Annotated in this window: 19 protein-coding genes; 8 read left to right on the forward strand and 11 right to left on the reverse strand. The window is 64.4% G+C overall.

Annotated elements, in window-relative coordinates; genetic code table 11:
* The first annotated feature begins 15 nt into the window (after nucleotides 1–15).
* Nucleotides 16–693 (forward strand): organomercurial lyase, encoded by a 678-nt coding sequence (gene merB, locus ACZ7KI_RS12445; protein WP_470273238.1) that lies wholly within the window; start codon nucleotides 16–18, stop codon nucleotides 691–693.
* Between the two features lie 118 nt (nucleotides 694–811).
* Here the strand turns inward: merB and ACZ7KI_RS12450 are convergent, their stop codons facing one another.
* On the reverse strand, nucleotides 812–1,516 hold the full coding sequence (locus ACZ7KI_RS12450; protein ID WP_470273239.1) for a TetR/AcrR family transcriptional regulator: 705 nt from the start codon (nucleotides 1,514–1,516) through the stop codon (nucleotides 812–814).
* 330 nt (nucleotides 1,517–1,846) lie between these two features.
* Between ACZ7KI_RS12450 and ACZ7KI_RS12455 the strand changes: the two genes are divergently transcribed.
* Together ACZ7KI_RS12455 and ACZ7KI_RS12460 are read left to right on the forward strand one after the other, a co-directional pair.
* Nucleotides 1,847–3,880, forward strand: coding sequence for an oxygenase MpaB family protein (locus ACZ7KI_RS12455; protein WP_470273240.1), 2,034 nt, complete (start codon nucleotides 1,847–1,849; stop codon nucleotides 3,878–3,880).
* A 46-nt stretch (nucleotides 3,881–3,926) separates the two neighbouring features.
* Nucleotides 3,927–4,532 carry a DUF6801 domain-containing protein gene (locus ACZ7KI_RS12460; protein ID WP_470273241.1) on the forward strand — a complete coding sequence of 202 codons (606 nt, stop codon included), beginning with the start codon at nucleotides 3,927–3,929 and terminating at the stop codon, nucleotides 4,530–4,532.
* Between the two features lie 232 nt (nucleotides 4,533–4,764).
* On the opposite strand, the gene ACZ7KI_RS12465 is transcribed toward ACZ7KI_RS12460, so the two are convergent.
* Together ACZ7KI_RS12465 and ACZ7KI_RS12470 are read right to left on the reverse strand one after the other, a co-directional pair.
* A complete protein-coding gene (locus ACZ7KI_RS12465) occupies nucleotides 4,765–5,055 on the reverse strand; it encodes a hypothetical protein (protein ID WP_470273242.1) in 291 nt (96 codons plus the stop codon).
* A gap of 245 nt (nucleotides 5,056–5,300) precedes the next feature.
* The gene (locus ACZ7KI_RS12470) at nucleotides 5,301–6,233 is read right to left on the reverse strand and encodes a S8 family serine peptidase (protein WP_470273243.1); all 933 of its coding nucleotides are present in this window, start codon (nucleotides 6,231–6,233) and stop codon (nucleotides 5,301–5,303) included.
* Nucleotides 6,234–6,629: 396 nt separating this feature from the next.
* On the opposite strand from ACZ7KI_RS12470, the gene ACZ7KI_RS12475 reads away from it, so the two are divergent.
* A complete protein-coding gene (locus ACZ7KI_RS12475) occupies nucleotides 6,630–7,028 on the forward strand; it encodes a nuclear transport factor 2 family protein (RefSeq protein WP_470273244.1) in 399 nt (132 codons plus the stop codon).
* A 163-nt stretch (nucleotides 7,029–7,191) separates the two neighbouring features.
* Here ACZ7KI_RS12475 and ACZ7KI_RS12480 read toward each other — a convergent pair whose 3' ends face one another.
* Nucleotides 7,192–7,575, reverse strand: coding sequence for a single stranded DNA-binding domain-containing protein (locus ACZ7KI_RS12480; protein WP_470273245.1), 384 nt, complete (start codon nucleotides 7,573–7,575; stop codon nucleotides 7,192–7,194).
* 620 nt (nucleotides 7,576–8,195) lie between these two features.
* Here ACZ7KI_RS12480 and ACZ7KI_RS12485 point away from each other — a divergent pair.
* Nucleotides 8,196–8,711 carry a hypothetical protein gene (locus ACZ7KI_RS12485; RefSeq protein ID WP_470273246.1) on the forward strand — a complete coding sequence of 172 codons (516 nt, stop codon included), beginning with the start codon at nucleotides 8,196–8,198 and terminating at the stop codon, nucleotides 8,709–8,711.
* A gap of 1,038 nt (nucleotides 8,712–9,749) precedes the next feature.
* Here ACZ7KI_RS12485 and ACZ7KI_RS12490 read toward each other — a convergent pair.
* The 6 genes from ACZ7KI_RS12490 to ACZ7KI_RS12515 form a co-directional block, all read right to left on the reverse strand.
* Complete coding sequence (locus tag ACZ7KI_RS12490) at nucleotides 9,750–10,223, reverse strand: nuclear transport factor 2 family protein (RefSeq protein ID WP_470273247.1); 474 nt, start codon at nucleotides 10,221–10,223, stop codon at nucleotides 9,750–9,752.
* A gap of 193 nt (nucleotides 10,224–10,416) precedes the next feature.
* Entirely contained in the window at nucleotides 10,417–12,528 is a 2,112-nt protein-coding gene (locus tag ACZ7KI_RS12495; protein WP_470273248.1) for a xanthine dehydrogenase family protein molybdopterin-binding subunit, read from the reverse strand.
* Nucleotides 12,525–13,514, reverse strand: a complete 990-nt coding sequence (locus ACZ7KI_RS12500) for an FAD binding domain-containing protein (protein WP_470273249.1) — start codon at nucleotides 13,512–13,514, stop codon at nucleotides 12,525–12,527. The genes ACZ7KI_RS12495 and ACZ7KI_RS12500 overlap by 4 nt, the downstream gene beginning before the upstream one ends.
* Complete coding sequence (locus ACZ7KI_RS12505) at nucleotides 13,511–14,005, reverse strand: (2Fe-2S)-binding protein (RefSeq protein ID WP_470273250.1); 495 nt, start codon at nucleotides 14,003–14,005, stop codon at nucleotides 13,511–13,513. Before ACZ7KI_RS12505 ends, ACZ7KI_RS12500 begins: the two co-directional genes overlap by 4 nt.
* A gap of 72 nt (nucleotides 14,006–14,077) precedes the next feature.
* The gene (locus ACZ7KI_RS12510; protein ID WP_470273251.1) at nucleotides 14,078–14,344 is read right to left on the reverse strand and encodes a hypothetical protein; all 267 of its coding nucleotides are present in this window, start codon (nucleotides 14,342–14,344) and stop codon (nucleotides 14,078–14,080) included.
* Between the two features lie 656 nt (nucleotides 14,345–15,000).
* Entirely contained in the window at nucleotides 15,001–16,110 is a 1,110-nt protein-coding gene (locus tag ACZ7KI_RS12515) for a hypothetical protein (RefSeq protein ID WP_470273252.1), read from the reverse strand.
* A gap of 548 nt (nucleotides 16,111–16,658) precedes the next feature.
* Between ACZ7KI_RS12515 and ACZ7KI_RS12520 the strand changes: the two genes are divergently transcribed.
* A complete protein-coding gene (locus ACZ7KI_RS12520) occupies nucleotides 16,659–17,354 on the forward strand; it encodes a hypothetical protein (RefSeq protein WP_470273253.1) in 696 nt (231 codons plus the stop codon).
* Nucleotides 17,355–17,957: 603 nt separating this feature from the next.
* A complete protein-coding gene (locus tag ACZ7KI_RS12525; RefSeq protein WP_470273254.1) occupies nucleotides 17,958–19,151 on the forward strand; it encodes a hypothetical protein in 1,194 nt (397 codons plus the stop codon).
* Nucleotides 19,152–19,887: 736 nt separating this feature from the next.
* Here the strand turns inward: ACZ7KI_RS12525 and ACZ7KI_RS12530 are convergent.
* Nucleotides 19,888–20,298: a hypothetical protein gene (locus ACZ7KI_RS12530; protein WP_470273255.1), complete on the reverse strand. Its 411-nt coding sequence runs from the start codon at nucleotides 20,296–20,298 to the stop codon at nucleotides 19,888–19,890.
* A 449-nt stretch (nucleotides 20,299–20,747) separates the two neighbouring features.
* Here ACZ7KI_RS12530 and ACZ7KI_RS12535 point away from each other — a divergent pair, with 449 nt between their 5' ends.
* A complete protein-coding gene (locus tag ACZ7KI_RS12535) occupies nucleotides 20,748–21,788 on the forward strand; it encodes a hypothetical protein (protein WP_470273256.1) in 1,041 nt (346 codons plus the stop codon).
* Nucleotides 21,789–21,834 lie beyond the last annotated feature (46 nt).

Genomic DNA, 21,834 nt, shown 5'->3' on the forward strand with positions numbered 1-21,834 from the left:
CGTATCAACGAGGCCATGGGCGCCGAAACCGACACCAGCTGGGACGAGGACGTCCGCGTCGCGGTCTACCGCGCGTTCGCCGAGCACGGGAGGCCGCCGACGGCACCGGAACTGGCCGACGCCGCCCACGGGTCGCTCGCGGTGGCGAAACAGGCGCTGCACCGGCTCGCCGAGCAGCGGCATCTGGTGCTCGACACCCGTGAGCACGTCGTGATGGCGCATCCGTTCGCGGCGATTCCGCTGGGGTTCTCCGTGATGGGCGAGCGGACGCTGTGGTGGGGCGGCTGCGCGTGGGACGCGTTCGCGATCCCGCATCTGGTCAAGGCCGAACCCGAGGTGCTGGTGTCCACGCGCTGCCGCGGTTGCGGTGAACCGCAGGCGTTGATGGTGAATGATCAGGCACCACCGAAGGGTGACCTGGTCGCGCATTTCCTGGTGCCGGTGGCGCGGATGTGGGACGACGTCGTGCACACCTGCGGCAACCAGCGGCTGTTCTGCGCTGAGTCCTGTGTGGACGAATGGCTGACGGAAACGGGGCAGGACAAGGGATATGTGCTTGACCTCGCGACGCTCTGGCGGCTCGCGGCAGGCTGGTACGAGGGCAGGCTCGAGCACGGGTACACCCGCCGGGACCCGGCCTCCGCGGCCGAGTACTTCGAACAGGCCGGGCTCAGCGGACCCTTCTGGAGCTAGCTAGACGGGGCACACGGTCCGGTAGAGGATGCCGGCTCGATCAGGCCCGGTGACCGTGCCGTGCGTTCCCGGACGGGCTGAATCCGCCGCGATCAAGTACGGCGGATCTCCGCATCGGTCAGGAGCCCGAAGCCGCACCGGCAGGTACGTCGCGCTCGCCGAAGAGGGCCATGAGAGTGCGGAGGAACACGGGCGCCAGGTCGGGGATCGCCTCGGCGCCTTTCGTGTAGAGACACTGACGGATCAGGTCGGACATGCCGCCGACCAGCAGGTCGAACGCTTCGTCCGGTAGTTCCGGTCTGGTCGGGTCCTCTTTTCGCACCACGTGCTTGTAGGTGATGCGGTACAGCTCGGCGATGCGGGCGATCCGCCGGTGGTACATTGCGGCGATTTCCGGGCCGGCGGCCAGGCATTCGATCTGCAGCGTCCAGGTCGCCTTCGGCTGCGAGGCCATTTTCGCCAGGTACCGCTCCATCGTCAGCGTCACGGCGGCTCGCCAATCCAGATAGGAGAGTTCGCTCAGGGGTTTCGTGATCTCCCCCAGGGCTGTCGACGCTCCAGCCCGGAACGCGGCGACGAAACACGCTTGTTTGGTGGGGAACAGGCTGTAGAACGTCTGACGCGATACTCCGGCCCGCTCCACGATGTCGGCGATCGTGACTGCCCCATACCCCTTCTCCGCGGTGACCTCCATGAAGCCGACCAGGATCCGGGCCCGTTGCGACGCCGCGACCTCTTCCGCGGTGAGTCCGTGCCGGCTCGGCAGCCGTTGCCCCACCGTGGCGAGGGCCTCCACACCGGTCAAGGATGGCCGCTCACTCATGGCACCACCTTCTCATTACACACTTCGGGCGAGCGCGGACCCGGCGGGAACGTGGCGCTCATCGTTGTTTTGTGTTGTCGCTGACACCGCGGGGCCGGGAAACTGTGTCCGCTATCCGAGATCGTGGCCAAGCATATCGGTGCCCCTTGTCGGAGCTCTTAAAGAACGTTAGCGTACGCAGAGTACAGGCGAGTACTTGAAACTCTTTCAGAATCGGCCGCCAGTCCAATTCGCGTTTGTGGTCGAGTCCGGCTTTCCTTCCGCGCGGAGACCACCTCGGTCGGCTGCGGCGCTGTGCCGAACTCGACCACGTCACCTTCAGGAGGCGTCATGGGCACGTCGGATCCGGCGGCGGAAAGCATCGACAGCCGGCTGAAGGCGCCACAGGCACCGGGCAAGAACCTGCATCCCGCGGTCCGCGACGGCCTGTTCGCGCCGCTGGTCCTGGCCTGTGTGGTGGTGTTCCTCGTGCTGTACCTGGGTAGTGGTGCGACCGACGTGTGGTTCGCGTGGACCATGGCGAGCCCCCTCACCGCCACTACCGTCGGCGCCGGTTTCGGTGCCGCGGTCGTGCTCTTGTTCCTCGCCGCGTTGGAACCGGGATGGACGAACGCCCGCATAGCGAGTTTCGCGCCGCTGGTGATGGCCGCCGGAAGCCTCGTCGTGACCAAGCACTATCAGGCGGAGCTGAACCCGCCCCGCGAGTTGGGTATCGCAGGGACGGCTTTCAGCGTGCCTGTCCCTGACATCTGGTTGATCGCCCTGGGGATCACGATCCTGCTCACCGTGCTGACAGTGCCTGCTCAGCTTCTTCGCCGTGTCGATGTCGACGGTGTCGCGGCCGCGACCCCGATCCCTGGGTGGGCACGGGTTTTCGCGGGGATCGAGGGGATGGGGTTACTCGTCGCCGGCATCGGCGCCACGGTCCGCCCCGGCCCCTACGTGGCGTGGTGGCCGTGGCCGGTGAGCGCGTTCGATCTGCGCGAACTGTCGGTTTGGTCGATCACCTTGGGGCTGCTGATCGTGTACGCCGCGGTCGTCGGTGATCTCCGGCAGGCGGCGGTAGGGCTCGCGGCGCTGGTCGTCTTCGGTCTGCTGGCCCTGGGGGGAGTCCTGCGTTACGCGGGTGACCTGCGGTGGGGATCGCCGGGGGCGTTGATCGTCGTCTCGGCCATGGTCTTGCTGCTCGGCACCGGCTTCTTCGGGCTGGTTCTGCTGGGTTTGGCCCGTGTCGTGCGTCCGGTGCTGACCGCGGTGACCACCGGCAAGCCAGGCCAACCGCCGTCGGAGGCATCGGCGTGGGAACTCGCACGGGGCATCCGGTCGAAGATCACGCCTCATGACGACCGGGGCTTCTTCGGCCCGGGGTCGGTGACCTGGAAGGTGTGGACCTACCCGACTTCGCTCACCGTGGGCTTCCAGCGCGCTGTCGTCGTCGAGGAGCTTGACCCGGCGCTGGTCGCCGCCGTCGACAAGACCAAAGCCCTGAGGACCCGCTCGCATACGCGCTATGACCGAACCCTGCGCTATTTCGCGATGGTCGCCTTCGCCGGTACCCGCGTCACCATGAAGGCGTCGGACATCTTGGTGAAGGTCCATTCGACGGGGGTGGGTGTCGACCCGGTCACTGGAAAGCGTTACGACGCCAACGATCCAGCGTCACAATTGTGGATCCATCTGACGGCATGGCACTCGATCCTCTATGCCTACGAGAAGTACGGGCCGGGCAGGCTCAGTGCTGACGAAGAGGCTCGTTACTGGGCGGATTGCGCCGCGGCGGCAGAACTTCAAACCTGCGACCCGGCGGACGTCCCCCGTGACCGCGAAGGCGTCCGCGCCTACTTCGAACGCATGCGTCCCCAGCTGGTCGGCTCACCCGTCGCGCGTTCGACCATGGATCACCTCCTGCACGCCGAGGTGATGTTGCCCCCGATGCCGCCGGCGTACTGGCCCGCAGTCTTGGTCATCACCAGTACTCTGCGCGTCGCGACCATCGCGTCGATGCCGCATTGGATGCGGGATCTGGCGGGGATCCGGCAGAGCCGGCTGCTGGACGCGTTGGTGGTACCGGTCATGCGGCTGTCGTTCCGGTTCATCCGCATGAGCAGCTGGCTCCAGCTGGCCGCCCTGCGCCTGCTGTCACCATCGACCTTGCCGATCGTGGCGCCGGTGCTGCTCGGCATCGCGCCCGCCACGGAAGAAACACTCACTCCCGCTCAAGCTCGTGAACGGTACGGCTACACGCCGCCCGCGCTGGCGCACCTCGAACTGAGGGCCAGGCAGCGTGAACGGGTGTTCAAGGAGAATCGCGCGCCCGACGACGTCGGCCTGGTGGAGTCCGAGCCGGTCCTCGGTGCCCGCTGAACCGGTTGCCCGACAAAGTAATCATCCACGAAGAAGGGGTATTGGAATGTCTGTGAAAGCCTTGAGAGACAGCGCACGCGGCGCGGTGAAAGCCGCTGCCGTGACGGCGACCGCCGTGGTGGCGGCAAGCGTCCTCACCGCGGGGACGGCCGCGGCCGCGGACAAGGAACTGACCTTCGAGGGTGAGTTCCCGATCATCGGCATCCAGACGGTGAAGGTGGTCGTCCACGTCGACATCCCGTCGAACGTCACGGTCGGCGGACCACTCGATGTTCCGTTCACGCTGGAGGTGAACGGCGGAGACGCCGCGGCGGACGGTTTGCGCCTGGTCGGCGCCAAGAAGATCTCCGGTGAGATCAGGTCTGCCGCGCGGATCACGGTGAGCAACGGCCTGAGTGTTCCGCTCGCCGTCCGGCTCCCGATTCCGGACACCCCGGTGCCGGCCCAAGGCCCCTTGACCTTCCAGGCCAAGGGCGGACTCAAGTTCACCGTTCCCCGCGGCGTTCCCACTGGGGAGACGAAGGTCAATGTGGAGCCGAAGGCCACCTCGCACATCGTGACTGACAGCGACCTGGGGGAGTTCGACCTCAACCTCGTACTCGCCCCGCCGACCCAGGACACACTGCTCGGCACGACCCAGATCGTCGGCTGAATGGCTCCGCTTAAGGCCGACCTTCGGCTTTGACGGTCCGCTGTGTCACGCGTGAACGTCGTGACACAGCGGACCGTTCTCTTCTGCGAGCAGGTTCGTCATGTTCAGGCAGCGAAGCTGCGCTTCATCCCGGCCGGACCCGCTCGGATGGCACAAATCAGGTCCGGTGATAGTGAAAACGCGTGCAGACGAACGGCCCGTTCAGTACGGGGTCTCCCGCACAGGCGCTATATCAGGCGTAGTTCTCGCGATGCGGCCGGGTGCTGAGGCCGGCGGTGGCCCGCGTCGCGGTGGCGGTGATGCTCTCGCGCCCGGGATATCCCTCTCCGATGTCCAGACGAACGATCCAGCCAGGCGGGAGGACCCGCCCTTCGGCGTGAATTGCTCGGGTCTGGTCGTTGAGCCACAGGCGAGCGCTCGTCAGGAGCTTGGACGCGAACTTCAGTTCGGTGTACGTGGCCGCCGACGCACTGGGAGCGTTGACGGCGGCGATGGAGGCCGCGGACAGAGTGGCAAGCAGCACGGTGGCTACTTCTTGCGCATTTCAGCGATCCTTGATTGTGGTAGGAAGAAGGCACAACATCGACCAGGAGGGCCGATGAGCAGGCATGCTGGTCTGTCCGGCATTCGATCCGGCCTCATTGGTGCTTCATCCAGGGAAGTAGCGTCAGGCCTCCCTGTCGGGTGAGTGATCGGGTCTTCAGGGTAGGCCGCGCCGAACGAGTGGCCGCACCGACATGGATCGGCACGGCCACTCGCCAGAGTTCGTTACGCCGCACCGGTGTAGAGGATGCGATTGGGTGTGGCGCCGATGGTTCCCGGGTTCAGTTTGTCCTTCGTCGACTTCCTGACGAGTTCTTGGTGAACTTGCGTGGGGCTCCAGGTGGGGTGCTCGCCGAGGAGCAGTGCCGCGGCGCCGGCCGTATAGGCGCTATCGCTTCCGCCGCGATCCCAAAGGTTCTGTCCGTTGCCGGGACCCATCGCGGTGGGACCTGAGGAAGGTGCCGCTACGTCGACACAGGGGCCACGTCGTGCATCGCCCCTGAGGACGTCGCCTGCGGTGGAGAACAAGGCGACGTCCAGTGGGGTCACGGTGATGGCCTCGGAAACCCGCGCCGGGGAGAGCGAGCACGCGTCCTCGGAGGCGTGCTTCGCGCCGCCTGCGCTGGTGACCCAGCTGACGCCGGACTTGACGGATTTGCGAATGGCTTCGTCGACGGCGTTGTTCGGGGCGAGCACGAAGGGCAGCACGGCGACGGCGGGACGTTGAGCGTGGGCGGTCACCCAATTGATTCCGGCTACGACCCGTTCCGGGGTTGTCTCCTGCCAGCAGTCGCGCACGCGGACACTCTTGAGCTGGACGCCCTTCGCCGCACCGTACTTGGCGCCGCCGACCAGGCTCGCCGTTGCTGTTCCGCTGAGGAAGCACACGTCGGAGTCCCTTGGCCCGCCGACCAGGTCGACGCCTTCCGTCGCCCGGCCTTCGAAGTCGACATGGGTCCGGTGGATGGCCGTATCGACGACATAGACGTGTACGTTCTCGGCCTTCGTGGCCCAGCTGTAGCTGCGGGACAAGGGAAGGTCCCGCTGGTCGATCCGGTCGAGGCTGCGGCTGGGGTCGGCCTGCGTGCCCGCGGAACCTTGTGGTGTGCTCGCCTCGGCCGGTGAACCGAGGGCTCCTGGTGCGAGCGCGAGAAACACGCCGGCGACCGCGAACTGTCTGACTTTTGAGAAGCGCGCCACTTGAACCTACTTCACTAGTGGGCGGAAGCCGTGGCCCCGCCTGGTCTCAGGCAGGCAGCCTTGAATCGGTGTTGCTCGATTCAAGGGCCTTACGCGAAGGTAGCAGGCGGAAATTTCATTGCGGCTTCTCGTTGCGACCGAGGCCTTTGGCAGACTGCTCGTTCAACGAATCATGAACTATGCGCATGCTGATTCGATAACCATATGTCTATGATTCCACCCGATTTGGAGTGCGGTGGAGGTCGTGACGCTGTCAGCCTTCGAGCGTTCTCGATGATAATCTCAGGCCTGCGGGTCGAAACTGTCGTTCGTTGACGACCTGAGTCCGAGTATCTCAACCGAGGGATGGTAGCCGTGAATAGTAGTGATCTTCCTGATCGCTTATCGGCCAACAAGGATCTAGTGAGAAGATTCTGTGAAGCGTTTTACAACAGGAAGGAATTCGACCGGGCGGCCGAGTTCTTGTCGGAGCGCTTCATCAACCATCATCCCGGTGCGGGGGTCGGTCGACTGAGGACGATCGCCAGCTTCCGAGAACAGGTTGCAGACCGGTTTCCGAACTTTTCGATTCAGGTCAAGGCCACAGTCGCCGAGTTTGATTTCGTCTGGACCTACTCCGTCATTCATCTCGGAGGTGATGAGCCCGATGCGGTGTCGGTCGACATCTGGCGGATCGAGGCGGGTCTGCTCGTCGAGAAGTGGGACGTCGGGCAGCGGATCGACAGCGGAACTTCAAAGGCGGATCTTCTCTGACGTGGACGCTGCGGCTTCGTTTGTACGCGTGTGAGTCCTGTTCGAAGCCCTGCATGAGAAGATCTGCCTGCGAACTGTGAGTTCCCGTCGCAGGCAGATCTTTCTCGGGGAAGTGGGTCATTCACTCAGTAAGTGTCTCCCCGGGAGTCGCTCATGATCGTGATCAGTTCCGGTGAAGGTGGTAGTCCGTGCAGATGAACCGGGTACTGTCGGCCGGGTTCCCGGCACAAGCCCTGAACTTGGTGTTGCTCTTCCGGAACGGCGGGGTGAGGAGGCCCGGTTCCGCCAGATTCGCGGTGACTGTGATGGACGGATGACCGAAGTGGTCGCCGATGTCCAGCCGGACGATGTCGCCCGGTCGCAGGTTCCGCCCTTCCGCGTGGAACTCCCCGGTCTGGTCGTTGATCAGCAGGCGAGTGATCAGGGACCCCTGCGAAGCGGTCTTCAAGGGAGTGTACGTCGCGGCGGAAGCGGTCGGGGCGTTCACGGCCGCGATGGTGGCCGCGGCAAGCGTGGTGAGAAGCAAGGTCGTTGGTTTTCTCGGCATCGCGATTTCCTGACTGTCGGAGTGAAAGGGTACGGCAAGTGAAGCCAGGGCGTGCCGCAGCCTTTTTGTAGCAGTCACGCCATTCCGGCGAGCTTCCCGCTGGCTTCATCCGGCGTTTCGGTCACTGCGGCCATCGTGCCGATTACCCGAAGTGTGTTCACTGGGAGGTGATCACGGCCTGCTGGTACTCCGGCGTTCAATCCCTTGCGGAGGAGCTGCTCGCCCGCAGATCGGGTCCGGATCGAAGCGGCGACCAAGCGGTCTGGCGCGGTCTGTCGACCTCAGGGCCGCATGCGGAAGCCGTTCCGCTCCGGTGTCACATCCGCGCTGCGGCGGATGCCCAAGATGACCACCAGTGTCGTGCACTCATATACGAGTGATCATCGAACACGTCAATCTTCGCATTTGTCGGAACCTGACGTTTGCAGCATGATCATAACCGCACTTCGCCAGTGAAATATTCACATTCAGCAGAAATTCCATGTCGCCGGATTTCGTTGGTCTATGCTGGTTCGCATCGTCGGCGAGTTCGGCTGGAGGGCGTAATGCTCGCTTATCTGAAAGGATGAAGATCCTTGCTTTTGTCGAAGACTAAGAGAACCCGTTCATTGATCGTAGCCATGGCCGTCTTCGGCGGATTGCCCATGGCTCAATCGACCGCGATCGCGTCGCCCGTGGCCCCGTCGGCGCCGGCCAGCGGCAAGGAACATTGCGTGGTCGTACTCGGAAAGGGCGGCCCTGGCCAGAGTTCCAGGGTCGCGCACGAGCACTGTTCACCGACTGCCTTCGACAAGGCGGCGTACCTGCGTCAACCGGACGTGAAGGCCAGGCTGAACGCCGAGCAGGTGACCGCGGACGTCCTGCTGATGCAGTGGTGGAGCGATACCGACTTCAAGGGGCAAAATCTCGAGGTCTGGGGAGGCGCTGGTCCTTGCGACGGAGAGGGCTACACCTACGACCCCGCCAACTACTGGCGAGCCAATCTCAGTTCCATCGAACTGATGCACCCTGCCTGCGACCGAGTCACCGTGCATGACACCTCCCTTCGCAAATCGGCGAGCTTTTCGATCAGTCCAAGGTACTTCGGCAGCGCGATCAACGACAATGTCGGCCGCGTGCACGTGTACAAGCACTAGGGAAACGACCGCGGTTGGTGGCTTTGACGATAAGTGCTCTTGGGCGGCGGGTGGGCGCTCGGTTGGCCACGCATGGCCGGGCTGAGCCTTCCCCTGGTCGTTCATGACGGTGCGCGTGCATCACGATCCGGGTAATTGTGTCGGAGCGCGGCCGATAAACATCAAGGTGTCACGCCGGCGATATTCGCATTGCGGGAGTATGGCGTTTCCGGCGCAATTGGTCGACGATTAAACTGTCGAATCCAGCATGACTTTCCGGCTGCTCGACTCACTTTTCCTATTTTTATAAACGAAAGGTCCGAGCTAAGTGCGAATCATGGCAAAGGGAAAAAGTGTCATTGTCGGCATAGGTGCTGTGTGCCTGACACTCGCGTCAACCTGGACTGCCCCAGCGGTCAATGCGGCATCCGTCACGGGGTTCACTTTGGTGCAAGAGGTCGAGTTTCACGGACGGCACATCAAGTTGTGGCGGAGCAACGACACCAACCCTGCTCGGCTGCACGGGGAGATCACCAACGCGCAGTGGCCGGATCAGATCATGCTCACCGGAAGCGGTTGTCCCTTCGAGCAACAGCTCTGCCACCCGGCTCAGGTGCGGCAGGGAACGACCGTAGCGAATACTATCGGCGTTGTCGGTGTGGTGGACGCGTGCGGGAATGTAGGGCGCGAGATCAAATGTACTTGTGTGGTCTGCCTGCACGCCGAGGATGATCAATCATCTCCGGCGGAGCGCGGTAGGGCACGGGGGCAACGAGATTCGGTCGCGGTAAAGGTCGCATGACCTGAGCTGCTCGGACAACACCCGCAATCTCTCGAAGGGCCCGTGCGAGGAGGCTGGACGGAGACGGGGATGTCGCGGTCGGCCCAATTCCCGGTTTGGTCGGCGCCGTGAGGACCACGCTACCAAGTCTGCATCAGCATGCTGTCGAGAGAGCGTGCGCCTCCCAACTCGGACATCTCGTGGCTGTCCTGCTCGCCGTGCCGAGGACTGATCGACGGACTCGTGCGTCTCGTCGGTCAGTCCTCGTGGTGAAGGGATCAGCGGTACCGGCCGAGGACGTCCCGGATGAGACCATCGCGGACCAGGAACGCGTAGTAGAAGATCTCCTCGCCGCCGGACCGTGTCGTGAATCGGTAGTCGACGACATACCGGTCTCCGGCCCATCGGGCGCCGGTGATCTCGTATCGGCCGCCCACTCCGATGACTTCCGGATCGATGAACCGGCTCATGATGGCCTCGCGTGAGGGAAAAATCCGGCCTACGCTGTCGAATCTCGCTTGCTCGGCGAAAGTCGCCGCCACACCTGGAGAATCTCCCCTGTTGGCGGCGTCGGTGAACTTCTGTGTGATCCCAGGGGCGGCGGCTCGATCCGATCCGGACAGCGGTGCGGGTGCCGTCGGCGGGGCTTCCGACCGGCCCGGTACCGGAGCCGTTGGCTCCGCACCGCAGGCACTACAGGCGGCCGCTGACAGCAGCAGTGCGAGCGTGGTGAGCCGGTAGGTGTATGCCATCGATTCTCCTTGAAATGTCCGTGAGGTAGGCGAACAGCGGTGCGGAGGTAGCGTCACGACCACCAGCGCATAGCGTCACTGCTCAGGAGACACCGGAGTGATTCCTCTGGTCCAAGGCTTGTGGCCATGCGTTGTGGGCATCGGTCCGGGAACGGGCGACTCTCCCGAGTGACCGTCCCCGGCCCGTACTTCGTCAGAGCAGGTCATGGATCTGGATCGGAAGATCGCGGACACGGCGCCCGGTGGCGTGGAACACGGCATTGGCGATGGCGGACGCGACCCCGTTCGCCCCGATCTCCCCGATACCCTTGGCGCCCAGCGCGCTCGTGCGGCGATCGTCGTCCTCGATGAAGGACACGTCGATGTCGCCGATGTCCGCGTTGACCGGCACGACGTAACCCGCGAGATTCTTGGACAGAAACCTTCCGCGGTCGTTCTCGAGTACCGATCGTTCAAGCAGAGCATGGCCGTAGCCCCAGATGATCCCGCCGGTGAGCTGGCTCCGCGCGGCCAGTGGGTTGATGATCCGGCCGGCGCCGTACACGCCCACGCAGCGGTTCATCCGGACGAAGCCCAGTTCCGCGTCCACCCGGACCTCGACGAACACGGCCCCGTAGACGTGGGTCGAGAAGTCGCGTGACGCGCCCGTCGCCGACGCTGTCGGCTCCGGAGCCCAGGCTCCTTCTGCGCTCAGTTCGGTGATTCCGGTCTGCCGGAGTCCTGCGAAACCGCCCGCCGCTTCGAGTTTCTCGCGGAGGTCCAGGGCCGCGGTGTACACGGCGGACCCGATACCCATCGTGGACATCGAACCGAATCCGCCGACGTGAGCGGGCAGCGTGCTGTCTCCGTGGCGGACGTGGATGTCCTCCGGAGCGACCCCGAGTACCTCTCCGGCGACCGCCTGAACCATGGCGGGCAAGCCGGTCCCGATCTCCTCGAGCCCGGTCTCCACCACGATCCGCCCATCGGCGTGGGCGCGGATCCGTGCTGACGCGGGCCCACGGTGGACCTCCATCGCACAGGCGGACATGCCCCAGCCGACGAGGTCGTCACCCTCGCGGACGGACGCGGTCGGAGGCCGGGGTGACCAGCCGAACCGGTGTGCTCCCTCGCGGATGCATGCCTCGAGCGTCCGGGAAGAGAAAGGCCTGCCTGTCATCGGATCGGCGGCAGGCTCATTGCGCAACCGCAACTCGACGGGATCAAGGTCGAGCCGGTGGGCGAGCTCGTCCATCGCGGACTCGACCGCGAACATTCCCACGGCTTCGTTGGGTGAGCGCATCGGTGTCGGCGCGGGCCGGTCGACCTGCCGGACACGGGCGTGAAGTGCGATCGCAGGACTGGCGTAGAGCGCCACGGCGGCTTGCGTCATGTTCTCGATGTGGTAGTCCGCCGCCCGGCTGGTCGGGTGTGACCCACTGTGTTCCAGCGCGGTCAACCGGCCTTGGCTGGTCGCGCCGAGGCGGACGCGCTGCCAGGTCGCCGGTTGGTGACCGCACAGCGTGTACATCTCCGCGCGAGTCAGTACCAGCCGGACCGGGTGGCGGCACACTTTCGCCGCCGCGACGGCCAAGGGGATGTGCGGCCAGACATAGGCCTTGGACCCGAATCCGCCACCGACGTAGCGTGACTCGACGCGGACGTCCTCCGGCGGCAGACCGAAGAGGCCGGCCAAGGTCTGCTGTGTTAGGGCGATGCCTTGCGTCGTGGTGTGAACGACGAGCTGTTCTTCGTCCCACCAGGCCACGGTCCCGTGAGGCTCGATGGGGTTGGCGTGCCGGTCGGACGTGGTGTAGACCTCGTCGATCACCACGTCGGCCCGCGCGATACCTGCCTCGATGTCCCCGGACAGCACGTCCGCGTCCTCGCGCAGCATGGAGGGTCCGGCCGCGGGGATGTCTTCCGCTTCTCCGAAGGAGACCGGTCGCTCGACGGAATCGTAATGAGCACGGACAAGGCTTGCCGCGAATCGCGCCTGATGCCAGGTGCCGGCCAGGACGATGGCGATCGGCTGTCCTTCGTAGTGGACTACTGGGTCCTGCATCGGAAGTACGGTGTGCCCCATCGGAGGCGACGGCAGGGGAGTCAGTCGCGGCATGTGCTCGTAGCCCAGGATCTGGTGGACGCCCGGCGCGGCTTCCGCGGCGGAGACGTCGAGCCCGACGAGCCGTCCACGGGCGACAGTGGACAGGACGAGTGCCGCCACCAACGCCTCCGGATCCGGTTTGTCGGCGACGTACAGGGCCGCGCCGGCGAGTTTTGCCGGCCCATCGGGCCGGAGAACGTTCCTTGCTGCCACGCTCATGCTCCCGTTCCTGCCTTCCGCAGTGCCCGTACCGCCGTCCGCTGTGCGAGGTCGACCTTGAACAGGTTGCCCGGCAAAGGCCTGGCATCGGCGAACGATTCAGCGACCGCCGCCCGGATCCGTGGGGTGTCATCGAGGCTCAGTCCACGGAGCGCGGTTTCGGCCTGCCACAGCCGCCAGGGGCGAGGTGCGACGCCACCGATCGCGATACGGGCATCCGTGATCGTGGAGCCCTCGACGTCGACGACCGCGGCGGCCGAAACCACGGCGAACTCGTACGAGGCCCGTTCGCGGACCTTTATGTAGTGTGATTCGCGAGGAGAGGGGACGGCGGGCACTTCCACCGCGACGATCAGTTCGTCGGCCCGCAGTTCCGTGTGATACTCGGGCTGGTCGGCAGGTAGCCGGTGGAAACCGGCGACCGGCGACCGGCGGGTGCCCTGGTCGCTGCGGATCACGACCGACGCGTCGAGCGCGGCCAAGGCGACCGCCAGATCCGAGGGATTGGTGGCCACGCAATGGTCGCTGCCACCGAAAATGGCATGGGAGGTGGTGACGCCCCCTTCCAAAGCGGCGCATCCGGACCCGGGGACCAGCTTGTTGCACGGCAGGGACGCGTTCGCGCGGAAGTAGGGGCAGCGGGTGCGCTGCATCAGGTTTCCCCCGATGGTCGCCATATTCCTTAGCTGCGCTGAGGCGGAACGCAGCAGTGCCTGCGCGACGACCCGGAAGTCGCGGTTGACGACGGGGTCCGCCTGGACGTCGCTCATCGTCGCCAGGGCACCGATCCGTAGGCCGTCAGGCCCGGACTCGATGCTGTCCAGCCCCAGATTCGTGATGTCCACGACCAGGCCGGGGGACTCGATCCCTTCCTTCATCCAGTTGACGAGTTCCGTCCCGCCGGCCATCAGCTGTGCGCTGGGTGAGCGCAGATGCGCGAGCGTTTCATCGACGGTTGAAACACGTACGTAGTCGAAGGCCTTCACCGGTTACCGGCCTCCATTTCGGCGGCAGCCTCCGAGACCGCGTCGACGATCTGTACGTAGGCGGCGCAACGGCAGATGTTGCCGCTCATCCACTCCTTGATCTCGTCGGTGGACGAGGCGTGGCCTTCCTTGATACATGCCACCGCCGACATCACCTGGCCCGGCGTGCAGAAGCCGCATTGAAAGGCATCCTTTTCGAGGAACATCCGCTGGACGGGATGCAGAACGCCACCGTCACCGGCGAGACCTTCGATGGTGGTGATCTCAGTGCCGGCCGCGGCCAACGCGAGCATCGTGCACGACAACACCCGGCGACCGTCGAGAAGAACGGTGCAGGCCCCGCATTCTCCTCGATCACAACCCTTCTTGGTTCCGGTCAGGCCAAGCTGGTCGCGAAGCGCGTCGACCAGTGTCGACCTGGTGTCCACCGTGGTCGTCCTGGGAGAGTTGTTGACCACTATGGACAGTGGTCGCTCATGGGTTTCGGTCACGCGTGTTCTCCTCGTGGTGGGATGGTGAAGATCCGCAGGTGCGGGGCCTGCGGTAGGTCAACTAGAGAACGATTACCCGGGGCGCGATCCGGCTTGGCGCCAGGACCGGCTCATCTGGGCCGACTGCTCGGCGGCTCCAGGCGGTGTCGACACGCGGTACCCGAGAGGACGACCGGCGTCGGCGCCGCGGAAGTCGACATCGAGCCAGGGGACTCCGGGCGAACCGGCGAGATCGACGACCCTGCGATCTTGGCGCGACGCCGGGCCGATATCGGCGATCCCATCGTCGAATAGTTTCCCGGTGGCTTCCCGAACAGGGCAGACCACCGGGACGGCCATATCTGCTCACCCCAGGAATCAGCGTCTCGAAAGGAGACTGCTTCACCCTTCAAGCTTGACCGATCGAGTCGCGGGGTCGCAACGCCCAGGCGATGCGCTTTACGTCGGGATCAATGACGACCCGGTCGCGATGCTCGGCGGCCTCAAAGCCGATCGCGAGAAATCGCCGCGAAGAAGACTGGTGGGTCGGCCTCTCCAGGACACACGAACACCTTCGTTGTGACGAAGGCCGTACCGGACATGGTCTATCCGCGCGCGGATAGGGCGATCAGGTCGGGAACGGTGCGGGCTTCCTGGCTCTGGACACAGACGATCCTTCCCGCCCCGTGCGGTCCTTCGGCGACACACGCGTCGTCTCCGGGCTCTTGGTTGTTGATCAATATGAGGCCTGGCTTCGCTGTGTCCTGCACGGTGACCCAGGTCTCCGAGTTGACCCTCAGGACGCTGTCACCGTCTGCCGTACTGTGCTGAAGGCATGCCCACCCATTCGGGCACAACAGCGGCTCGCGTTGGGGGAGAGTGATCATCACTACGGCGGCACCGATGGCCACGAGCGTGCAGAACAACACAATGGAACGCTTCATTTCGTCCTCGGGTTAGGGCGATCGGGATTTTCTGACGAGTGGCATCGACACACGACGAGGTCGGCGTTCCGCTCAGATGGCGTACTGCCAGACGGTGAGGGAGTATGCCGAGTACCAGCACCCAGCCAGGGCGAACGTCGCGGTCGCGGCGACGGCGGTCGAGGTACGCCGCTTGGCGAGACCGATCGCGATCGGCAGCAACAGAGCGAAGGAGGGAAGGAGGAAACGTGCCCTCATGAAGGGGAAGCCTGCTGTCCCGATCGCCAGTATCAGGACCCCGCATCCATAGGCCGCCAATGGCCAGGGAATCCGGTTGGTCACTGAGAGGACGGCGAGCACCACCGCGCCGAGCGTGACGATCACGACCAGGAGTTCGAAAGGCCTGCTTTCACGGGTGAGCGTCGAATACACGTGTTCGAGAGCCTCGGCACCACCGTCGAATCGCACACCCCATCCGCGGTACTCGATCTCCTGCCATCCGGTGAACGTTCCCGTCCGGGACGCGACGAATCCCCAATAGCCGAGGAGCCCGAGCGGTGCGACGGCCGCGCTTGCGACAGTCGGCCACCGCTCCGTCCGGTGACGCAACGCCGAGACTACGGCCGCTGCCATGACCACGGCGATCAAAACCGCTGCCGTGGACCGCACCAGGCCGGCGAGCATCGTATAGGCGCCGGCGGACACCCAATGATGTTCGAGCACGCCGATCAGAGCCCAAACAGCGAAGGCGACGAACAGACTTTCCGTGTACACCATGCTCTGGGTTGTCGACATGGGCGCTCCTGCCCAGAGCGCCACGAGAATCAGGCCGACGCGATCGCCGCCGGTGAAACGGCCGATCCGCAGAAGTCCGCACGCAGCGGCGATTCCCGCGAGCGTCGACACAGCGAGCCCGGCGGCGATCGGCGGCAAGCCGAGCTGACTCAGCGCCTTGATGATGCCGGGATACAGAGGAAAGAATCCCATCGGCGCATCCGGATACGGCCGGCCCGCCGCATCGACCGTACCGTTCAGACCGAAGTATCCGTGTTCGGCGATCTGCAGGTACCACTTCGCGTCCCAGGCTGTGAGCCGATCGAGCAGTGAAAAATCGCGGCGCTCCGCCATCGCCGCTAGGAGGACCACACCGACCGAGCGAAGGACGAGGAACATGCCGATCGCGAGCAGATACGGGCGCCACATCTCGACGCGTCCTAAGCCTGCTTCGGCAGGACGGAACTCCGCTATCCGTGTCGTGGCAGCGGAATCGAGCCCTGCGACTCCTGTCCGCTGGTTCGGACGCCAAGCTCGGCCAAGCCTGTTCAAAGCGCCGAAGTCTCCTTGTGTTCGCCTGGATGCGTAACGCTCGGGTGTTGAACCGCTCCCGCGACAGGCTCTACCGGGACCGCGTGAGCCGAGCGCTTCCCTGTTTGAGCCTCACAGAGTCTCTCGGCACTCTCAAGACATCCACCATGCGAAGTTCATGGCCTTCGATGATCGATGCGGTATCGGGAACTTCCTGAGGCTTCCGGCATCGTTCGCCGGGGACGCCGCGTATGTCGCGTCGGGGGCAAGCCGGATTCTCCTGGGAAGATCTGTCTGTCTAAACTAGATTCGTCGGGCTCAGCGGGCGTCCTTGGCAGCTCTCCGCGAGGTGGGATCCGGTCAGTGAATCCGCCGAAGGGGTATACGCTTCCGCATCGTTTCCGGCTGGAGTTTCGCACCAGCTGTGGTCAGAGTCTAGGGGATCGATGAAATTCTGGGGCAGACATTGGTGGCGGGTGGCGCTGATGGTCGTCGCGCTCGCGGTGAGCACGTATCCGTGGACGACCTTCCCTCTCGCATGGCTCGGCTTTGTCCCGGTGGCGGTGTGGTGCGGCGGCTTGGCCGCGTCCTCGAGGGCCGGAATCGGCGTGGGCGTCGCACTGCTCGTCGTCTTGGCGTGGTTCGTGGTGCCGCGCGAACTGGGGACGCCGGGGCGATGGGTGCCGTCGGAGCTCGAATTGCTCTGGCTTTACCCGATCTGCGCCGCCGTCATCTGTGGCGTGGGACTTTTCGCCCAGCGGCGCGGCCCCACCGGCACGGGGCTTCTGCTCGCAATGGTCTTGGGTGGCCTGTTCATCACCGGATGTGTTCTTTTCCTGCGCTTGGAAGCGCCTCCGGAAGACGAGTCGGTGGTGCCACTTCCATCGACTCTGCAAGACGCGCGGCAGGAGGTCGACTGTGGGTCCGGAGGATGTTCCAGGAGGCTGAACGTGTCAGGATGGGACGCGTACGGTGCGATGCATGGACACTTGACTGAAAAAGGTTACACCAGCAAAAGGACGACGCTCGACGGGCGCGAACGGTTATGCCGCGTGAACGGGCTCGTTGTCCCGCACACTTCTTGTGCCGAGCTACGCGCTCAGTCGGACGGAAGTGTCCAGGTGATCTGGTATGTGGCCTAGCGTTCGTGCCAATTCGATCGCCACGACTCGGAGAGCGGACGATACCGCTGTGAGTCAGCGGCGGCTGTTTCGGCTTGCTGATCAGTTTCGCGTGAAGGAAGAGCCCGCTGCCCACCATGGCCGGTCGCGCGATTATGGCCACTGGAACGATCACGGTGAACGGGGCGATCCCGCGAAGGTTGTCATCGTGCGCGGCCATCGAGAGGCGCATCCTCGTCCGTGATTCAGGCGTGGACCAGCAGACTCGGACTCTGGCGTAGGCGATCAGCTGTGCGCAGCAGGTATCCGAGCGGCTGGCCCCACCTTCGGCCTGGAACCGCCGTAACCCTGACAGCTCAACCTCCATGTTCAGGTGGTGACCCTGCCAAAGATCATCTTTTACGGGGAGTTCCATGTGCCATGTGCGGCATACGGGGCTGTGCTGAGCTGATCCTGACCGATCGGATCTCCGTTCGAACGTGATCTTCGGACGGGAAGCCATGCTCGTCCGACGCCGCGCTGACTCTTGATGACCTGTCGGCGCACTTTCATAACACTTGCTGCATCATGGATGCGTGTGACCGGCATAGTCGGCACAAATCATGCGGCAGGCTCCGTCGCGGGGTGAGTCGTTTCTTCCTCGCGCTTGCCTGGGTCTTCGGTTCGGTCATACGTTCGCCACCCGGGAAGAGCGAGACATCGGAGTGGTTCATGGTCGGATCGGGTAGATTTCTCGCCGCGTCGATGTTTTCCGTCGTCGCGGTGGTACTGGGACTCGCAGTCGCGCCTGACGTCGCGGGCGCGTCTCCGCGAACATCGCCGTTGACCAAGAGTGACACTCAAAGTTGTCACCTCGAACTTGCGAATCTCGGTGAGATCGCTTACACGCAAGGCTTCAGTATCACTCTCGACGCGCCGACCGAGGCGACTGCGGGCGTGCCGACGGAACGGATCCCGTACAGAGGCACAGGCACGACGTCGCTCGACCTGGCTGAGGGGACGCCGTTGCGCACCGCGCTGGTATCGGCCGGTGCCACATCGTTCGACATCGACGTTACGATCGGTGTTGCCTACTACGGTACGAACTTGCCTGATCCCGCCACCTCACCACGGTGGTCGAAGTCCGGAATCCCACTTCTCGGGGAAGTGGTGACGTCGGTATCCGGCGAAGGGACACTCCCGCCGATGGTGTTCGCCGACGCGGGTACCCGCATCGGCCTGATGTACGCGTCATCGTTCGGCGTCACCATCACTCCCCGTAAGGCGAATGGCTCGGCCACCGCGTATGGCACGCTGGCAGGATATTGTCTGGCACAGCCTTGGTTCCAGGAATGGAACCGAGTCGAAGTCGTGGCGGCAACCTTCCACAAGGAGTTCAACGCGCGGACGACCACGCGCCTGGCCTACGCCGCTGGAGACGCCGACCTCGGCGACGGGGGCTTCGCCGTGGACGGCGATCGTGTGACCGGTACGTTCACCGCCGCTTTGAGCCTGGACAAAAGCCAGCTCGTATCCTTTCGGCTCTTGAACTTGATACCTGCCACTGCGGTCCTCAGAGTCAGCTCACCGGCTCACGTCACGGGGAGTACGCACGGTACGGACATCTCAGCCACTGTGCCTCTCGCCTTCGACTTGACTGAACTCTCCGTATTCGGCGTCCCCACGCTGAAGGAAAGCAAGACTTGCCGGAGCTTGACCTCAGTGGATCTGACCGGGTATGGATTCTCCTTCGAGCACGGCGGAGTCTTGAGGGTGTCTACCGGCTTCCGCCGTTTGCGGATTGTGGTATCTCGGCCCGTCAAGCCAACTTGTTCTTGAGCGCGGACGGAGACACCATGACCTTTACGGTGGCTTCTTATTGAGGGGTAAGGCAAACATGGCGTGATCGCCTCGCTGATGTGAAGGTCCCCTTCCCTACCCTGAAGGTAGCGAAGGAGGCCTTCGCGGACTGGTCACAATCAAGGACTCCCCACTGAGACGGTGGGGCCTCCTTGACTGTCCACAGGGGACACCATTGGATGACTTCATGTCCGATTGATGCCTATATTTACGGTTTCGAAGGGGGTCGTGAGTGTTAATTAGGGTTAGAACCCTACTTCGCACTCACGACCCGCTCGCGAAGCCACGCATACCGCCCAAGTTGGACACTTACCCGTGCAAATAGGGTCCTTTGTGGACAGACCAGTCGCCGTCCCCGCTGCCGTCAGCCGGTCCGGACCCACGCCGGGGCACGCCACGTTACGGTGGCTTCTTAAGACGATCCAGGGGCTCGGCCGCGCCGGGTTGCGACCGGACACGGGCCTGCGCACGCGAGGACCCGCAGCGGAGACACTCATCGCCGGCTGATTCCGGCGGCTGCCTGCGTGGGGGAGGCAGCCGCCGAGGCCGCGATGATGACCGACACGTTTCGAACGAATCGCACCAGTTTCCTTCAGGTGCTCGATGCGGCATTCGCCGTCTTGCCGAACAGAGGGCCGTCATGACCCCGGCGATCGCACGGCCACGTCCGTGAAACCGCTTATCCCAGAGGAAGCGGGACGCCAGCCGTCGAAGATCAGGACCTCTTCAGGCCGATCCATTGCAAGGCCGCGAAGCCGGCGACCACGAACCCCTGCGCCGCCGTCCAGGCGGTGCCGATCGAGTTCGTCTCGAGCCAGCCGGACGCTGCGCCCACGACGCTGATCAGCGCCCAGCCGATGTTCGTGCCGATCACCAGTCTGGTCGTCCATGCGGCGGGTCGTGCGGGCTTCGCCGCGACAGCGACCGCGATGCCGTATGCAGTGAGGAAAGCGCCGATAGCGGGCAAAGGGGTGCTTCGCATGCCGAGAAGCTCGGCGATCGGTCCGGCCGCGAACAGATACAGGAGCCCGTTTCCGCCCGTGATGATCGCGTCCAGGACCAGCACCCTCCGCAGGAAGGTGGGCGGGACGGTGGTCGCTTCGACGGCGGTGGCAGGGGAAGTCATGTGGTTCTCCTTGTTCGACGGGATGTTCCGACGAGACCGATTTTGTTGCCGGACGGGGAGTGCCGTCGATTACCTGACAGGTAATGGTCGGGGAATCCGTGTCATCCGCTTGCGCGGACCCTGTTTTCAAGTCGAGCGACGTGCTGTTGGTAATGATGCTTTTCTGTGCCGGTTTCATATACTGTTGGGCATGCGTTCACTGGTTATAATTCGATGACCGATGCGGCATGGTTGGGTGACGATGCGGTTATCGTTCTTGTTCTTGACTCCATATGGAGTAGGTTTCTGCTTGTGAAAGCCTGTCTGCCGGGCGCGATCGTTTCGTTCCATTATTCCGTTACCTTGCCCGGGGCAGAAGATTTGTGATTCTTTCCGTCTCGGAAAGCGGTTCGGGTGCCATAGAGTCGGCTCCTCCAAGTGTCGTTGTCGTGGGGGAGAAGGGATCGCAGATGCGGAAGCATGCCTTCAGACGTGCGCTCTGTTCGCTGTTGGTCGCAGTGCTGGCGATGTGGGCGAGCCCGGCCATCGCCGTCGCTTCGGCGGCGGGCGACCGGATCTGGGTGCAGTACCTGGCGAAGTCGGATCCGCGCTCGCCCGTCCGCATCGCCGCTTGGCAGGCGCTCCTGTCCAGTGCTCCGGACGCAGCCATCGCGCAGTTCGTCGAAAGTGGCTACGACTACGCCGTAAAGCTTTCCGCTGAACGAAAAGCCCGCAACATGGACTTCGCGAAACGTGTCCTTGCTGCGTTCACCGCCGAGTTCGCGCCAGAGGTGCACAAGGCCGCCGCCTACGCGGTGAACAGCCGGGACGACGCGGATCGGGAGCGCTTCGCCAACGGCGGATTCGAAGCCGCGAAGCTCCGTGACGCCTCGGCGCGGGAAGCTCTGGGCGAACAGGCACAGGCCTTGGTCGAAGCCGACCGGGCTTTCGTTCGCTCCTTGGCCGCCAACGACCCCGGAGCGCAGGTGCGGGTCAGCGCCGCGTACGCGACCCGGGCCGGTGCGAGCGATGGTGATCTCGTCGACTTCTTCGCGGCGGGCTGGGCGTTCGGCGCCCGGCTCGACCTCGAGACGCAAAGGCAGCTCGGAGCGGACAACGACATGCGGTGGCGTGCGGCCCTCAACCGGCTCGTCGAGGAGGCCGCGGCCGCGGAGAAGGCCGCGCGCGAAGCGTCGGACGAGATGGCCGAGCAGGCCAAGGCCGCGGCCGTCCGGGCCTGGCAGACGGTGGGCGAGCAGACGGCGCCGGGCCGCTCCTACTGGGGCGACGCCCAGTGGTACGCCGAACAGCAAGCCGCGAACTGGGCGGCGGTCTACGCGGCCGCCGTCGCCGCGGCCGGGCCGAACTGGGCGGCGATTGTCACGCCCGCGCAGTCAAGTCAGTCCTCATGGGACGCCGAACGGACCGCTGCGGCGCAGCAGGCGCAGTACTGGAACGACTTGCTCCAGCAGGCGCGTGACGGCGAACAGCGCGTTCGGGACGAACGCTGAAGAACTCTCTGCCCGGCTTTGATTCCGCATTCAGATCGAGGGGGAT

The sequence above is a fragment of the Amycolatopsis sp. NPDC039088 genome (assembly GCF_055598845.1).

Bases quoted from the DNA above. Each gene is read 5' to 3' on its own strand.
- merB (WP_470273238.1), top strand. From the start codon at position 16: ATGGGCGCCGAAACCGACACCAGCTGGGACGAGGACGTCCGCGTCGCG.
- ACZ7KI_RS12450 (WP_470273239.1), bottom strand. From the start codon at position 1,516: ATGAGTGAGCGGCCATCCTTGACCGGTGTGGAGGCCCTCGCCACGGTG.
- ACZ7KI_RS12455 (WP_470273240.1), top strand. From the start codon at position 1,847: ATGGGCACGTCGGATCCGGCGGCGGAAAGCATCGACAGCCGGCTGAAG.
- ACZ7KI_RS12460 (WP_470273241.1), top strand. From the start codon at position 3,927: ATGTCTGTGAAAGCCTTGAGAGACAGCGCACGCGGCGCGGTGAAAGCC.
- ACZ7KI_RS12480 (WP_470273245.1), bottom strand. From the start codon at position 7,575: ATGCCGAGAAAACCAACGACCTTGCTTCTCACCACGCTTGCCGCGGCC.
- ACZ7KI_RS12485 (WP_470273246.1), top strand. From the start codon at position 8,196: ATGGCCGTCTTCGGCGGATTGCCCATGGCTCAATCGACCGCGATCGCG.
- ACZ7KI_RS12490 (WP_470273247.1), bottom strand. From the start codon at position 10,223: ATGGCATACACCTACCGGCTCACCACGCTCGCACTGCTGCTGTCAGCG.
- ACZ7KI_RS12495 (WP_470273248.1), bottom strand. From the start codon at position 12,528: ATGAGCGTGGCAGCAAGGAACGTTCTCCGGCCCGATGGGCCGGCAAAA.
- ACZ7KI_RS12510 (WP_470273251.1), bottom strand. From the start codon at position 14,344: ATGGCCGTCCCGGTGGTCTGCCCTGTTCGGGAAGCCACCGGGAAACTA.
- ACZ7KI_RS12515 (WP_470273252.1), bottom strand. From the start codon at position 16,110: ATGTGGCGCCCGTATCTGCTCGCGATCGGCATGTTCCTCGTCCTTCGC.
- ACZ7KI_RS12520 (WP_470273253.1), top strand. From the start codon at position 16,659: ATGAAATTCTGGGGCAGACATTGGTGGCGGGTGGCGCTGATGGTCGTC.
- ACZ7KI_RS12530 (WP_470273255.1), bottom strand. From the start codon at position 20,298: ATGACTTCCCCTGCCACCGCCGTCGAAGCGACCACCGTCCCGCCCACC.
- ACZ7KI_RS12535 (WP_470273256.1), top strand. From the start codon at position 20,748: ATGCGGAAGCATGCCTTCAGACGTGCGCTCTGTTCGCTGTTGGTCGCA.